This is a genomic window from Novosphingobium sp. SG707 (genome assembly GCF_012275515.1).
Lineage (GTDB): Bacteria > Pseudomonadota > Alphaproteobacteria > Sphingomonadales > Sphingomonadaceae > Novosphingobium.
On record NZ_JAAZQL010000011.1, the window covers coordinates 1 to 16,094 of the forward strand.

The 16,094-nt window shown below is 57.5% G+C and carries 9 protein-coding genes and 2 pseudogenes; 8 read left to right on the forward strand and 3 right to left on the reverse strand.

Annotation, left to right across the window (positions count from 1 at the left end):
* Positions 1–98: 98 nt before the first annotated feature.
* Positions 99–303: pseudogene (locus FHW92_RS22015) on the reverse strand (transposase); the annotation flags it as partial.
* A gap of 327 nt (positions 304–630) precedes the next feature.
* Between FHW92_RS22015 and FHW92_RS22020 the strand changes: the two are divergent.
* From FHW92_RS22020 to FHW92_RS22035, 4 genes and pseudogenes are all read left to right on the forward strand, one after another.
* Positions 631–3,636 carry a TonB-dependent receptor gene (locus tag FHW92_RS22020; RefSeq protein ID WP_168605447.1) on the forward strand — a complete coding sequence of 1,002 codons (3,006 nt, stop codon included), beginning with the start codon at positions 631–633 and terminating at the stop codon, positions 3,634–3,636.
* A 95-nt stretch (positions 3,637–3,731) separates the two neighbouring features.
* Positions 3,732–5,213: a tannase/feruloyl esterase family alpha/beta hydrolase gene (locus tag FHW92_RS22025; protein WP_168605448.1), complete on the forward strand. Its 1,482-nt coding sequence runs from the start codon at positions 3,732–3,734 to the stop codon at positions 5,211–5,213.
* Between the two features lie 4 nt (positions 5,214–5,217).
* Positions 5,218–6,810, forward strand: coding sequence for a tannase/feruloyl esterase family alpha/beta hydrolase (locus FHW92_RS22030; protein WP_168605449.1), 1,593 nt, complete (start codon positions 5,218–5,220; stop codon positions 6,808–6,810).
* A gap of 125 nt (positions 6,811–6,935) precedes the next feature.
* Positions 6,936–7,200: pseudogene (locus FHW92_RS22035) on the forward strand (transposase); the annotation flags it as partial.
* Between the two features lie 1,017 nt (positions 7,201–8,217).
* Here FHW92_RS22035 and FHW92_RS22045 read toward each other — a convergent pair.
* Positions 8,218–10,641 carry a TonB-dependent receptor gene (locus FHW92_RS22045; RefSeq protein ID WP_168605451.1) on the reverse strand — a complete coding sequence of 808 codons (2,424 nt, stop codon included), beginning with the start codon at positions 10,639–10,641 and terminating at the stop codon, positions 8,218–8,220.
* Between the two features lie 20 nt (positions 10,642–10,661).
* Positions 10,662–11,327: an EthD domain-containing protein gene (locus tag FHW92_RS22050; RefSeq protein ID WP_168605452.1), complete on the reverse strand. Its 666-nt coding sequence runs from the start codon at positions 11,325–11,327 to the stop codon at positions 10,662–10,664.
* Positions 11,328–11,508: 181 nt separating this feature from the next.
* Between FHW92_RS22050 and FHW92_RS22055 the strand changes: the two genes are divergently transcribed.
* From FHW92_RS22055 to FHW92_RS22070, 4 genes are all read left to right on the forward strand, one after another.
* Positions 11,509–12,444 carry a LysR family transcriptional regulator gene (locus tag FHW92_RS22055; RefSeq protein WP_168605453.1) on the forward strand — a complete coding sequence of 312 codons (936 nt, stop codon included), beginning with the start codon at positions 11,509–11,511 and terminating at the stop codon, positions 12,442–12,444.
* Positions 12,445–13,098: 654 nt separating this feature from the next.
* A complete protein-coding gene (locus FHW92_RS22060; protein WP_168605454.1) occupies positions 13,099–14,064 on the forward strand; it encodes an AraC family transcriptional regulator in 966 nt (321 codons plus the stop codon).
* Between the two features lie 121 nt (positions 14,065–14,185).
* Positions 14,186–15,181 (forward strand): aromatic ring-hydroxylating dioxygenase subunit alpha, encoded by a 996-nt coding sequence (locus FHW92_RS22065; protein ID WP_210428652.1) that lies wholly within the window; start codon positions 14,186–14,188, stop codon positions 15,179–15,181.
* Positions 15,182–15,209: 28 nt separating this feature from the next.
* Entirely contained in the window at positions 15,210–16,016 is an 807-nt protein-coding gene (locus FHW92_RS22070; protein ID WP_168605455.1) for an EthD domain-containing protein, read from the forward strand.
* Positions 16,017–16,094: the final 78 nt, after the last annotated feature.

Sequence of the window (16,094 nt, forward strand, 5' to 3'; positions counted from 1 at the left end):
TATCTGACTTGAAAGTTCGTTGAAGCACTTTAACCTGTTGAAATTCGAAGGGTTAGCATACGGATTGAGGCTATGGTGGCCCAAGCCGCTGAGCTTTAGATGGATTGTTCCCAGTCCTTGGCGAGCTGACGGCATCGACCGAGCCATGCGAATGTGCGTTCAATGACCCATCGCCTTGGGAGCACTTCGAAACCTCGGGTCTTTTCGGATCGCTTGATGATTTCGAGGCTCCAGTCGCGGTTGCCTTGCGAGGCGTTTGCGGAGTTTGTCGTCCGCATAGCCGCCATCGGCAAAGACATGGCGCCGTACACCTCCCTGCGTCCGCCCGCCTTCCTCAAGGATCGACTTCAACCAGCGAGCCAGCGAAGTGCTCGTGGCCCGTCTCGCGATAGAGCATGCCCCAATGAGCGAAAAGATCATGCGGCAAGTCTTCAGACGCAATCCGTTTAGGAATTCCCGATCTGGTGGAAAAGTAGGCTGGTTCAGGGCGATCAGACCTTTGAACCATTGCAGGGCAGGGAAGGGCCCGATGGCAAGTTCCATATACGTCAAACAACGCACTAGGTGACTCAATAGTTTGATGCAAAACTATATGGCGAGTTAGGCAGGTGTCATAAAGGGGGAGGCGTAATGCGTAAGGAAAAGCAATCAAACTTCGCGAATTTGTATTGGTATAAAAATTATATAAAGACATCGGTTGGTACTATCCTTGTTTCATCAACAATCTTCGTGTCGAATGCTTCTGCCCAATCGGAAGGCGGCTCAAACATCGGTATTCAATCCCGAGAAGTATCTCAGGGCAGCGATGCAATCGTCGTAACCGGGTCAAGAATTTCACGGCGGGATTACACGGCCACAAGCCCAATCGTCACGGTTTCGGCGGAAGCCCTGTCGAAAAATGCGAACGCCGAGCTCGAAGCATCACTTAACAAAATGCCCCAGTTCAATGCCGGCCAGACAGCATTCTCGGCCTCCTTCAATTCCCCGGGCATCGCTACTCTTAACCTGCGCGGATTGGGGGCATCGCGCAATCTGGTCCTGCTCGATGGCAAGCGGCTGCAACCGGCTACTGCCGCCGTCGAGATTGACGTCAACACCATTCCATCAGTGCTCATCGGCAACATCGAGGTGATTACGGGAGGCGCATCCGCTGTTTACGGGTCCGACGCCATTTCAGGCGTCGTTAATTTTCAGTTAAGGCGCGATCTGAAGGGTTTTGTTGGGTCGCTTCGGTCGGGTGTCACCTCACGGGGAGATGGGCGTAATACCGATGTCTCTCTGGGCGGCGGCTTCAATTTCGCTGAAGGCAGGGGCAAGTTCATCGGCGCGGTCGAATATTACAAGCGTGATGGTATCTATCGCCGCGATCGTCCGTTCTTCCGGTCCGGCTTCAATGGCGGCGGGGGGGCCTCTTCCAACGTCACACCTTTGGGCACGCTGATCACGGATTCGAGCAATTTACCCTCTGCTGCCGCGCTCTCAGGTGTCTTTGCACGATATGGCTATTCAGGATCGTTTCCGGGTTCCGCATCCTATGGTTTTAACCCGGATGGCACACTGTTCAAGGCGAGCGGCGGGATCGTCAATTACCGAGGGCCGGGGGTTGATTCCGGCTACTCGACCAATGCTGCGGGATCGCTTTATTACAATCCGGATGCCGAGCAGATCCTTCAGTCGCCAATGGAACGCTTTGCCGCCTTTGGCCGGGCCGAATTCGATGTTGGCGGAGACATAACGGCTTATGCGCAAGGACAGTTCACCTATTACACGACGACCGTGAACGGTTCGGGTGCCTTGTCCATATCGCCGACAAACCCGATCCTGCCGGTGACCAATCCCTTCATTCCTAAGGACCTGGCGGCAGTGCTTGCCTCGCGCCCAAGGCCGACAGCCGATTTCGGTATCACAAAGCGCTTTACCGATATTTTGGGGCAGAGAACAGCGAAGAATGACACCTATACCTATCAGGTGATCGCAGGTCTGCGCGGCAAGATCAATGGCGGTGCGCTGACCTGGGATGTCTACGGTTCGCATGGCCATACGTCGATGACGGCGAACATGTACAATGGCGCCTTCAGCCTGCCGGCGCTCGAGATTTTGCTGAGGGCGCCCGATGGCGGTGCTTCGATCTGCAGCGGTGGATTTAACATTTTTGGTTCGGCAAGCGTTTCCCAGTCGTGCAAGGATTATATCCGCCGCTCTCTTATCAGTCGTACCAGCCTTACCCAAGACGTTGTGGAGGGCACCATTCAGGGCGGTCTCTTTAAGCTGCCCGCCGGCAATATGCGTTTCGCCGCCGGTGCAAGCTATCGGCGCAATAGTTACGCGATCGATCCCGATCCGGCGCTTCTGGACAATCCGCCGCTGGTGGTGGCTTCCTTGTCGATGGCCCCGACCAGGGGAAGCACTGCGGTCAAGGAAATCTATGGGGAACTACTGGTCCCGGTATTTGCGGACATGCCGGGGGTCAAATCGCTCGAACTGGATCTGGCCGGCCGCTACTCGCATTACGATACCAGCGGCACGATCTGGACTTATAAGGGTGATGTGAATTGGGCTGTCGCAGGCGGGTTCGCGCTACGGGCGGGGTATCAGCGCGCGGTTCGCGCGCCCAATGTCGGCGAGTTGTTCCTGGGGCGCCAGGCTGGCTCTGTGGGCACGAACCTTGGCAGCCCCACCAGCGGTGGTGGTGACCCTTGCGACGTGCGGTCATCCTATCGCCGGGGAACGAATGCCTCGCAGGTTCGCGCCTTGTGTCTTGCGCAAGGCGTGCCGGCCAGCTCGGTCGATAGCTATATTCTTGAGTACAACCAGATTACCGCTGTTGCCCAAGGCAATAAGGCTCTCAAACCTGAAAGTGCCGATACCTATACGGCAGGAATTACTTGGCAGTCGCCGTTCCACAGTGTGGGACTTAAAAACCTCCAGCTCTCGATTGATTACTATAATATCAAGTTGAAGGATGCCATCGGTGTCATCGGTGCGAACACCACGCTCTATAACTGCTTCAATGCTAACAACAGCAATCCGACCTATTCATCTGACAATGTCTATTGTCGTCTTGTGCCTCGTTATGCGGATGGAAGTGTCGCGGAAGTTAGCCAGACCTACCTCAACCTGGGTGGCTATCAGGTGAGTGGCGTCGATGGGCAGGTTAATTGGGCTCTCAACCTTGCCGATGCAGGGATTGCGAGTGCAGGTAAAATTCGGATTGGTTCTGTCATTTCCTATCTCGACAGATTCATCATCAGAGACCTGCCCACCGGACCGGGGCTCAATTATGCGGGAACGATACGAAGCGGCATTGGCAATCTTGCCAGATGGCGTGCCACCAGCACCTTCTCTTATGACCTCGAACAATTCGGCATCGGTGCGCGCTGGCGATATCTGTCGGGCATGAAGGATGTGACTGCGGTCACGACGCCGCAGAATGTGCAGCCTGGAGTTTCCGCCTATAGCATCTTCGATGTCTTCGGCAGCGTTACTGTCAATAAAAAGTTCAAGATCAGCGCGGGCATCGACAACATCACCGACAGAAGTCCCGAAGCACTGGCCGGGGTGTCCGGCTCCACTGACTCGGGTACCTACGATCCGCTAGGTCGGCGGTTCTATATCGATTTGCGATTGAATTTTTGATGCGCTGGCGCACCGTTTTCATCGCAATCTCTGGCGGCTCTCTTCTGGGGGCCGCCAGTCCTTGCTGGGCCAAAGGAGGGTCAGCGGCGCAGGAGGTGATCAATCCAGCGGACAAATGCTCGGCGCTTGCCGTCCTGACTCTGCGCGATGGCCGCGTCACGCAGGTTTCGCACCGCGCCGCCTCGGCGGGGCAAGCTGGGTTCTGCGAAGTACATGCCACTGTCGCGCCCGAGCATGATGTGATCGTGCGGCTGCCCGACCGCTGGCGGGGCCGCTATGTCCAGTTCGGCGGCGGCGGCTTTGATGGCTTCATCCCCTCGGTCTCCACACCCAGCAGCGGGATCATTGCCAGCGGGCATAATTTGGCGGAGGAGGGCTATGCTGTGGCAGTCTCCAACGGCGGGCATCGGCGCGAACATTTCGCGCAGGGCAGCTTTTCCTCGGATCGCGGCCTCTCGCTCAGCTATGCCACGGCCAAGATTTTTGACACCGATCAGGTCAGCCAGCAGTTGATCGAAGCTTACTATGGCTCGGCGGCGTCCTACCGCTATTTCGCGGGCTGTTCCAACGGAGGGAAGAATGCTTCGGTGGCGGCGGCTTATTTCTCCGGCCAATATGACGGGGTCATCGGCGGGGACGGTCCGTTGGGGCTGGCAGGAGACGAGGCGGGCGGGGGCGATCTGACGGGCTACACCGTCAAATGGATCGATACATTCCAGCAGGGCATGACCATCTCCCCTGCCATAGGCAATCTGATCTACGCCGAGCAATTGCGTCAATGCGATGGCCTTGATGGGCTGAAGGACGGGATCATCGCCGATCCGGCGCGCTGTGCCCGCCAGCTGGATCTGTCGGTCCTTTCCTGCAAGCCGGGCGGCGGCTCCGCTCTGTGTCTTTCGCCTCAGGATCTTGCGGTGATCGCGCGCAGACGGCAGCCCTACAGGCTGAACGGCAAGGTGGTCGGCGCGCCATGGGGCATTGATAATCCGGGCGAAACCGGCGGGCCCGAGGTTGCCGCAGCCAATGTGGCGATCGCCTTTCATCTAGCCAGTCCTGTCGAGTTGGATCGCTTCCCTGTCGCGGAGAGCTATGCTGACATAGCGGCAGGCCTTGACGGGGTCTATCACATGACCGGCGGTCTGGACGCGGTGGCGCGCTATATCGACCAGGGCGGCAAGCTGATGCTCTTCCACGGCTGGGAAGACACCGGTGTTCCACCACAGGGCAGCGTGGATTTCTACCGGAAACTGCGTCAGGTTGCCACCGTGAAGGGGCGTGACAATGCCCGCCTCTACATGGTTCCAGGCATGAAACACTGCCGCGGGGGTAATGGCGCGGATTCCGCCGAACTGCTGCCTGTCATGGCGCGCTGGGTCGAAGAGGTCATAGCGCCCGGCTCGCCGAATAATCCGATGCTGGCATGGAAGCGGCAGGAGGGCGTCGCTTCGGGCGATGTAGTGCGCAACCGGCTCGAACAGTCCGTCATGTCACGCCCGCTCTGTGCCTATCCACTCGTGGCCATCTACAAGGGGGGCGCCGTGATGTCCCATCACAGTTTTGTCTGCAGAAAGGACTGACGTCATGAGTTTATTCAAGATCATCAAACTGGGTATGGCGGTCAGCCTTGGCGCTATCGCGTGGAGCGGGGCGCAATCCTCAGTCGATGCACCAACCTCCGATCAGTTCAGACAGCGTTGCGAAACATTGTCGTCGCTGAAGCTTCGACACGGTACGCTCACATCGACCAGATACGTGCCAGCAAAAGGGGAAGCGGGCGGCTATTGCGACGTAGCGGCGACTGTAGCTCCTTCAACCGACATTGTGGTGCGGCTGCCCGATCGTTGGGCCGGACGCTATCTCCATCTCGGCGGTGGGGGGATGGACGGCTTTCTGCCCAAGCTCGATGTGCCGAGCAGCCCGATGGTATCGAGCGGGCGCAATCTCGCAGATTCCGGCTATGCGGTGATTGCCTCGAATGGTGGTCATCGGAGGGAGGATTTTCCGGACGCCAGCTTCGCAGGAGACCGCGGGCTGCTGCTGAGCTATGCCAACGGCAAGATTTATGACACTGATATGGTCGGCTCCGAGGTCGTGAAGGCTATTTACGGCGAAGACCCCAGATATCGCTATTTCGCAGGATGTTCAAATGGCGGGCGAAATGCCTCCACGGTGGCAGCCGATTATGGCGATTTCTATGATGGCATCATCGGCGGTGATGGCATATGGGGTGAAGCGGCTGACGATGTTGGGGGAGCTGACCTTGCTGGCGCGGTAACAAAATGGGTGCAGACAGCTCAAATCGGCAAGGTCTTCTCGGCGGCACAGGGCGCGGCGGTGGTACAGGAGCAACTGCGCCTGTGTGATCCGTCCGATGGGCTGAAGGATGGCATCATCGCAGATCCCGAGTCATGTCGCATCGATATGAGGCGCTTGCAGTGCAAGCCCGGAGAAGCTGGCGCCTGTCTGGGCGATGCACAGATCGAGGCCTTGAAGCTCTATAGGACGGATCTTGTCCTCAATGGCAAGATTACCGGCGCCCGCTTCGGACTCGTCGACCCCTCTTTTCTCAATGATGGGCTTGCCCGCTCACATCTCTCGATGATTTCTCAGGGCGGCGCCGGTTCTCGACCGGGCGACGTGGATCTGGCTAGGGAGTATCCCAATTTCAAGCGCTTTTTCGAAGGGATGCTGCATATGAGCGGCAGCTTGCCTAAGATTGCGCATTACCTCGATCGCGGCGGCAAGTTGATGATCTTTCATGGCTGGGATGACGCAGAAGTTCCACCCTATACCAGCGTGAACGCGTTCAAGGCCTTGAACAGAAGTTATCGAAAAGCGGCTGGGAATGCCCGACTCTACATGGTTCCATCGATGGCTCATTGCCGCGGCGGAGACGGTGCGGATGCTTCCGATCTGATCGGCGCCATGACGCTCTGGGTGGAAAAGGGTATCGCGCCTGGGACTGCTGCCAATCCCTTGGTGGCCTGGAAGCGCCCTCCGGCAGGGGCTACTCCGCGCCCGGGTATGGTCGGAGATCCGCTATTCCAGTCCCGCAGGACCGCAGTTTTGGAGCGGCCTCTTTGCGAGTACCCGAGGACCCCGCGCTACATTAAAGGCGACCACAATCAGGCCGCGAGCTTCAGCTGCGTCATGCCAAAGGGAACCGCGACTTGACAATGGCTTGTGCGATCTAATGCACCGGAATGTAGCGGCCCAAGCCACGGCCACCCTAAGGGTGAGGTGGTGCCGCTTTTCTGGCCAGGGTGATAAGCTCAGCCTGACCTGAGGAATGGATTGGAATAAAGACGACGAGAAAGCGCTACAGTGCGGAGTTCAAGGCCAAGGTAGCGATGGAGGCGATCCGCGGCGATCTGACGCTGGCGGAACTGGCGGCAAGCATGGCTACACCATACCATGATCGGCACGTGGAAACGGCAGGCGATAGAAGGCATGGCCAGCCTGTTTGACGGTGGCGACCAGGCGGCCAAGGCTGCTGGCGAGGCCGAGATCGAGAAATTGCATGCCAAGATCGGTCAGTTGCTGGTGGAGCGAGATTTATATGTGGGCTGTTTTGTCAATGAGGACGTAGCCGAATAAACAGCGGTCCCGACGGGGCCGCTTTGCCCGTGTGATGGAAATCAGCGGGGCGATCATCGGTGTGCAGTCGCGCGCCGGGCGCATCAACTTATATCCGGCAGTTCCATGACGGCTTGCCACAATCCTGTATGCACAGCACAGACGATCAAGGGAACGGTCTCATACTTTTTGCCGGTGCATGGCACCAATCGCGCTCTCGGGTCCCGTCTCCCCCGCATTCAGGCCCTGGCCAGGGCCCGAAACTCCAAAGCTCTCGTGTCCAATTCGACGCCGTCTGGTACCACACCGGCTTCAACGTATCGCCATAAGGCAATTGCCAACTTTCGGGCCATAGCTACCAGCATGATACGACGGATCCTTGGCGACTGCACTTTCGTGCGCGCCTTGTACCATTGTGTGAGTGGACTGTCCGGATGTCGGCTTTGCCATATCCATGCAATCTCGATGAAAATGCGCCGCGCCCAACTGTTCCCGGCTTTGGAAATGCCCTGACATCGAGATGTTGATCCTCTGTCAAACGCGCTGGGGGTCATCCCAAGGTAAGATCCCAGATGTGATCGGCTTTTGAACGTCCTGGCCAAAACCTCGCGAGCCATAACTGCGGCAGTTGTACCGCCAATGCCTGGTATCAAGCGGAGCATCTGGCGATTGGCTTCCACTCGGGGGGCCTGTGCGTCGGCAAGATCCCGTTCTTTCTCTACAGAACGGATTTGATCTTCCACACGGCAAGGCGGTCGTATTCGCGCTCAAATTCCTTGCGCAATCGGTCAGGTAAAGGCTGGCCTTCAGCGGTGATGAAGCATTTACACTCGCGGCATGATAACATCGGCCTGAGCTTAACTTCGCCGCAAATCTGTCCAGAAAGACGAGACCACCCCAGATGGACACATGGCGATCGTCGTTCATGAGCCCACCCCAATTTCGTCAAGCGGGACCATAAGCTCGGGAAAGGAAGCCATGATCGCCGCTTGACGATAGAAAAGATCAGAACTTGTAGCTCAAACGAACACCATAGGTACGCGGAGCCGAATTGATACCGGTGACGGTTGAGGTCGGCGAATTGTAGTAGCTAAGCACCCCGCGCCGCTTGTTCTCGATGTTGTTGGCGAAAGCCGAGATGCTCCATGCTCCGCCAGTTGGCTGGAAGGTCAGCCCGGCATTCGTTGTCCAATAGGCACTCTGGGTCTGCGAGGGCAGGTACTCGAAGCCGATGAAGCTCTTGCTCTGATAATGTGTGGAGGCCCTCGCGATCAGCTCATAATCGCCGATTTTGACGTTTTGCTCGCCGCCAAAGTTGATTGTCCATTGCGGCGCCTGAAACGCCGATTGGCCAGAGCAATCAATGGTGTAATTGGAGCCTGCGGTAAAGGCTGCCGGGGGCGTAACGCCGCATGCCACATAGGGCGGTGGGTTCGCGGTGCCGTTGGTGACGGCCGGAGATGTATATTTGAACGAATCGAGCTTGGTTTCGAGATATTGCACATCGGCAAACAGGCGTGTTCCCTGCGCGGGCTTGACCTGCAATTCAACCTCGATGCCCTTGTTGGTCGAACGACCGATGTTCTCGGTGTAGAAGGTTGAGCCCAGTTGCGGGTCGGGGCCGAGGTGTGAAACCTGCTGGTCTGTGTATTTCCACAGGAAGGCCTCGACATTGAGCTGGACGCGGTTGTTGAAGAAGCGGTTCTTCGAACCCAATGTCCATGCCCGAATGTTTTCAGGGCCGAACGTGGGGCGGAAGCCGGAAAAGGCAAAGCCGCCCGAACGGAACCCAGTATCATACGAGAGATAGAGCAAGGAGCTGGGCGCAAGATCATACTCAGCGCCAAGATGGTAGGTGAACCTGCCATCGGTGCGAGACTGGTCAAGCGTAGTCGTGCCTTGCAGAAAGATTGTGTTCGCAGCAGCTGCACTGGGTTGGATGTAAACCGCCGGGGAATTGGCCGTCGGCGGCGCGACCTGGATCAGCCCCAGTTGCGCAACCGTGTCAGCCACCGATGAGGCAAAAGGCAGCAAGGGCGCGTTTGCGCAGACATGGGTGGGCGAAGCGCAAACATCGAGCAAGACGTTCGCCGTCCCCGCGAAGGAGCGATGATCGTTGGTGTATCGGCCGGACGCAACCAGTCGGAAGCGGTCGGTAACCTTGAAGCCGAGGCGGCCAAATGCGGCCAGTGATTCGGTTTCGAGCTTATACTTCTGGAAGGAGTCGAGCACCTGCATGGTAACCCGGAAGTCGGGTGCGTCGACGGTGTCCTTGAAATAGAACCCGCCCACCAGCCAGGACAGCCGCGCGCTGGGGTCGCCCGACAGGCGCGTTTCGAGGCTGAATTGTTTGTCCGAATCGCGCGTATAATTGGTGAAGCCACCGCCACCTGTCGTGGCTTCCTGTTTGAATTGGCGATAGGACGGGATGACCGTCAGGGTGCCAATCCCGGTCTTCCACGTCAATTCGGCATTGAGGCCCCAGTTTTCATTGTTGACGCGTGGCGAGGATAGCAGCGGGCCAAGCGTCCGGCCCGAGACGCCGGAAAATGCCGTGCCCAGAAAAGCCGCCGCGCGGCTGTCAAACGTGCCGACCGAGCTGTCCAGTCCTGATGGAATGGCTGTATAGCTGTTATTGGCAGGATTGAAGGCAACGGCGTGGGTGAAGGTTCCGCCGCCGCCTTTACCGCGCTGCTGATAATAGTCCGCGGCGATGCGCAGGCTGAAGTCATCGGAGGGCTGGAACAGCAACTGGGGCCGAATTGCCCAGCCTTTGTCATCGTCAGTCCCGTCCGAATTATAGCCTTTGCGATCAATGCCCATGGCGGCGATGCGAAGCGCGGTTATCTGGCCAAGCGGCACGTTGATGGCACCTTGTACATTGAGCGCGTCGTAGTTGCCATAGCTTAGGTCGACGAAGCCACTCGTTTTGCCCAGTTCGGGGCGTTGCGGCAGCACGTTGATGGCGCCGCCCGTCGAGTTGCGGCCATAAAGGGTGCCCTGCGGGCCCTTGAGCACTTCCACCCGCCCTAGGTCGTAAAATACGCCCGATGTGGATGCGGGACGGGCCAGATACACGCCGTCATAGTTGAACGATACAGCTCCGTCCGTGTAAGAATTGGCGACAAAGGCGCCAACGCCACGAACATAAAAGCTCGCCGTTGTGCCGCCGGCGCTTGACGCTTGCAGAGCCGGAACGAGGGCCGCTAGATCTGTCGCCTTGGTTACCCCGGCGCGGACAATATCTTCACTGCTGACCACAGACACGGCGACGGCTGCACGTTGCAGCGGCTCGGGCCGCCGCTGAGCTGTCACGATGATATCAGTTAAACCCTGGCCTGGCGCCGTTGCGGGGTTTTCCTGCGCCAACGCAGGAAAGGAGCCAAGCGCGCTAATTAAGCCGGTTCCCAGGAAAAGGGACTTCTTCATTTTAATCCTCCCTATTGTTCTTATTTGAATATTACGGTGTTGCAGACGATGAGATTTTCGACCGGCTTGCCACCCGAACTGTCGTTGGCCGCAGCAATGGCACCAAGAAACGCGCGCAGATCCTCACGGTTGGCAAAGCTGATTTCGTCAAACTGGTTGAAGTCGCACGTAACCTTGTCCGAAGCCGCAGAGTTGATCACCAGTCTGTCGGGCTTGGGGATGGCGCCGGTTTTGATGACGTCATGAAGCCGGGCCGCATGTTCTGCGGCGAACGCCTTGGGGTCGCCAGCCACTTCGCGCAGGACGAATGCCTTATGCGTCTCGGCCTCGATACCATCGATAATGACGTTTTCGTCGACCATGAGCGCCTGCGAGCCCGCCTCATCTCGGAAGTTGTCTTCGTCGGGGCCCACAACTTCGATATAGGCGGTTGATTGCTTACTGGCGACCAAACCAGCCATGTCGGCGAAGCTGATCAGAGTGACCGCGCCTCTTTCCAGAGGGGTATAGCCGTCCGGAAGCGGAAAAGTTTCGTCGACATAATGATGGATGTAACGCTGGAACGGGCCTGAAACGTCCGGGTGTGCAAGGCACAGCGGTCCATGATGACGTTCAAGGTATTCACGCAATTGTGCATGCGACATGCCGCTGCGGTTCTGCGGTATGATTGCCAGTTTGATCGGCATCGAACTCCCCTTGTTTGGCCCTTCGACGGGACGATAGGCTGTGGCCCAAGGTCGTCACGGTGGCTTGTGGAGTCCGCATAGTTCGAATTATAGCATAACGGTAATGTATTTAAATTATACAATGCAATGAAAATTTGTGATACAGCATCGACGATGCAATAGGGTGTTGGGGATTAAGGGCATGCGTTTCAAGGGGCTGGACCTCAACTTGCTGCAAGCGCTGGACGTGCTGCTGACCGACCGCAGCGTCTCTTCCGCCGCCCGGAAGCTGGCGGTGACTCAGCCGGCAATGAGCGCGATCCTGGCACGTCTGCGCGAGTTTTTTGGCGACGACCTGCTAACCGTTCACAATCGGCGGATGTATCCCACCGCATTCGCGCAAAGCATTTGGCCGCGCGTTCGCGAATTTCTGTTGGTGGCGGATAGCCTGGTTTCGGACACGTCGCTTTTTGATCCGGCGACTTCTGAGCGAGCCTTTATAATAGGCGCCTCAGATTATCTCCAGCACACGCTTGTTTTTGAATGGATTCGTTCGATACGAGCTTCGGCACCTAATGTTCGCTTCGAGCTTTCCAGCATCGACGAGATGCTGCTGCGAAAATTCGAACTCGCCGAAGCCGACCTCATGGTTCTTCCCGAAGAGTACGCATCGGAACGGCATCCACTGCAACCTCTCTTTGAGGAGACCCATGTCGTGTTGGGCAGGTGCGACGATCCGCGGTTTGCTCATCCCATTACCGAAGAAGTTCTGTTGGAGGCGCAGCATGTTTCGTGCATGATTGGGCCATGGAGAAGGCCGTCGTTTGCCGACCGGAATTTGGAACACCTTCATAAAGTTCGGCGCATTGGGGTGGTCGTGGATACTTTCATGGCCGTGGCCCCAGCGGTGCTCGCGACGAATTGTCTCGCTATTGTACAGCGACGCCTTGCAGAGCGAATTTGCGAAATCTACCCGACCCTCTGGGTGCCATTACCATTCAAATTTCCCAGAATGCGCGAGGTCTTGCAGTTCCACCATAGCCGCGTCGACGACGAGGGTATTACTTGGCTGCGCCAGAGTCTCAAAGACGCAGCCGATAAGACAAGAATCGCGTCAGCCCATGTTAAGCTAGGGTGACAACCCATGCATAGATCTGATTTGGCTCTGGGTTGATCTGATCAAAGATCGCTCTTCCCATCAGATTATGTGATGAGCTAACGCCTTTATAATAATTTTAAATTTCTCGTTTGCCGACAGTGCGGGCAAAAACGCGGCGATTGGGAGGGGAGTGGATCGCATAAACACAGCCGTGCGGTGCCGCAGTATGAAGACCGGACACGGTCGGCGATGACGCGTCTATCAAACGCCGCAGCTGACGTCCAAGCCGAAACGGGAATCAGCGTCATTGCAAAAGCCATTATGTCGCTGTCGGTCTGTGTTGCGGTGTTCAGTGCCGATCGGCCGGCCCTGTTCTGGGCCATGGCACGGCGGGTATTCGATTTTTGCTGCAATGCTTCTCGAGGTTTTATACGGCGCTAGTCTCGCCCTTATCGTGACAATGCTTTCGCTCCGACAGGACTGGACTGCACGGAGCCACGTTTGCCATGTTTCAAAGACTTCTCCAAATCAAAATGGCCACTCTGCTATCGATATAGGCTCTAGAAGTGTCCATCTCGAATAGTCCGTTTTGTAATGAACTTTAACTCAACCGATGGAAGGGGTGCTTGCTGCACGCCGCTGATCGGTTAAGATTGTGCTTCTCATGCCAGGTCAGGAAATTGGCGGCGCAAGATGGATTTGCTTGGTAACGCTCTGCTGTCGATCAAGGTGCTTTCCAATTCGATTGGGGTGTTTGATTTCGGTGGCCAATGGGGCTTTGGTCTGACGCAGGTCATGCCTGATTTCGCCTGTAGCCTGACTGTGCTCGAAGGTCGTTGCTGGTTATGCACCGCGGGTTCGCCGGGCACGTGGCTGGGGGCGGGCGAAACCGCCATTGTGCTCAACGGCACGCCCCACAGCTTTGCCAGCGATCCTGATGCGCCGGTTCTGGCGCTGCTCGACTTGCTCTCGCGAAATGGTGCGGCGACGTTTAATCCCGCGACGCGCCGCGATGCGCCTTTGCACCTCACGATGGGGGATGGTACGCCGCGCACACGTATTTTGGCGTTAGCCTATCTGCTGCGAGAACCTGACCGTAACCCTGTACTTTCCGACCTGCCGCCCTCATTTGTTATCCGGCAAGAAGCGGAGACAATCTTCCCATGGCTGTCCAGCCTTTCCGCCTATCTTGTTGAGCAGAAGGGGGGGCATCTGCCCGGCTATACGGCGACTGCATCGCATCTGGCCGATCTGATGTTCACCAGCTTTTTGCGGTCCTGGATCGCCAGCGATTCGGGGGCGGGCACAGGCTGGCTCAAAGGCCTCTCCGATCCGCAGATCGGGCGCGTCCTGTCGCTGGTGAATGCACAGCCGATGGCGAAATGGACCGTGGCTACCATGGCACGCGAGGCCAACATGGCACGATCAACCTTTGCGCGCCGCTTTTCCGAACTGTTGTCTCAGCCTCCCATGGATTACGTGCTGGGCGTCCGGCTGAGTGCTGCGCGCGATATGATGCTGAGCCAGCGTCTGCCGATCGCGCAATTGGCCGAGAATGCCGGTTATCAGTCTGAACGGGCCTTTCGCTCCGCCTTTGTCCGGTGTTATGGCATGTCGCCCCGCGACTATCTGAAGGCACAGCATAAAGCGCAGGGTTGAGCGAATTGAGCCGATTTTAGAAAGTTTCGGGTATATAAGCCACCGAAGAACTGTGGCTATCTTCACCCCCAGCATAAAGTTTGGGAGAGTGAAAATGAGTTTTTTGCAAAATGCCTGGTATATGGCGGCCTGGGCAGATGAAGTGGGCCCAGATGCGCTGCTGTCGCGCACGATTCTGTCACAGCGCATCGTGTTTTATCGCGGTACGGATGGGGCGGTGCTTGCACTGGCTGATCGGTGCAGCCACCGTTTTGTGCCGCTCAGCATGGGCCAGCGCCACGGGGATGAACTGCAATGTCCCTATCACGGGTTGCGCTTTGGCCCTGGCGGGCAATGCACGCGCAATCCTCATGGCGACGGGCGCATCGCACCTAACGCTGCCATCCGTGCTTTTCCCACCCAAGAGGCGGGCTTGATGATCTGGGTGTGGATGGGCGATGCCGCTTTGGCCGATCCGGCTTTGATCCCGGACTATACGCTGCTGGCTGCCGCGCCAGAGACCGGACGCATGCGTGGTATGTTGCACGTCGCGGCCAATTACCAATTGCTTAGTGACAACATTATGGACCTCAGCCATGTCGATTATCTGCATGCCGACACACTGGGGGGAGGTTCGATCTCACGGTCCAACGCCGGGGTGAAGGAGGAGGATCGCACAGTAACGATCACTTGGCAGGTGGACAGCGACAGTGTGCCCCCCGCCTTCGCTCGGGAAATGCCCGACCCGGCAACGCCTGCCCGTCAGCGTACGCAGGTGACCTGGACCGCCCCCAGCGCCATGGCCCTGACCATCGAGATCGAGCGACCAGATGACAGTCCCGTGGGAGCCACGGCATTTCACATCATGACGCCCGAAACGCCCACCACCACCCATTATTTCTACGCCAATTGCCGCAGCTTTCGGCAGCATGATGCTGAATACAACGCCATCGTGACAAAGGTGATTACCCATGTCTTCATGGAAGAAGACAAGCCCATGGTCGAGGCACAACAGCACGCTATCGGCAGTGCCGAACTGATGGATCTTAAGCCGTTGGTTCTGTCGCCCGACACAGGAGCGATCCGCGCAAGGCGTAAGCTGGCCGCGATGATCCGCGCCGAGCAGGCTGCGGCCTGAAGGCGACTCTTCACCAACACCCGCTTTCTTGAGCCCATCCCACCCGATCCCAACCGCACCGGAATCATATCTGGCCGGTGGGAGCATTTATCAGGATCAACAAATGCTGAAAATCATCATTGGCGGTCGTCGCCGGGCTGGTATGACCCATGCCGAGTATTCGTACTACGCTGAACATTGCCACGGTGCGACCGTTGCGCACAATCCGGGCAGCATGGAGACATATATGCAAAACCACATCCTTGATGCCGCGTTTGGCACCAAGGAGGATGGCTGGATCTCTGGTGCCGATTTCGACTCATTTAGCGAGATCAGCTTTGCCGATGGCACGGCCTTCGCCCAATCGCTTGCCGATCCCTATTACCACGATACCATTCAGCCCGATGAGTTGAACTTCGTGTGCCAAAGCCGGGTTATCCTGTTGGCAACGCGGGTGGAGGAACAACCGGTGGCCCATCCCGGCACCGCGCGGTTGAAGTTGATGCGTTTTATCGCCAGCAATGGCAGGGCTGACGCGAAAAGCTTTGAGGCGCAGTGGCAAGCCGAGGCAAAGCGGATTGCCGACCATTCCGCCCTGAAACCGATGCTGCGTAGGATGACGCGCAGCATCAGCCTCGACGGCTTTGCCGCCCAACTTCCTGCCGGTTTCATCGCTAACGCCCCGCTCAGCTCCTATGTGGGCGTGGACAGCCTGTGGCTTGATGCACAGGATGCCGGTCAGGCTATCGCGGCCTATCGCTCGGCGATCGAGGAAGCCGAATCCACGCTGTTGCCGCTTTTGGAGCGCCGTTCGGAGATCCTTTTCATCGTGGAGGAACGCAGCATCGTTGCGTAATTCTCGCTGCGGCTAAATGGAAAGGGGCGCAAAGTTCAACCTTTGCGCCCCTCTTTTTGTCATGATAAAACGGATCGG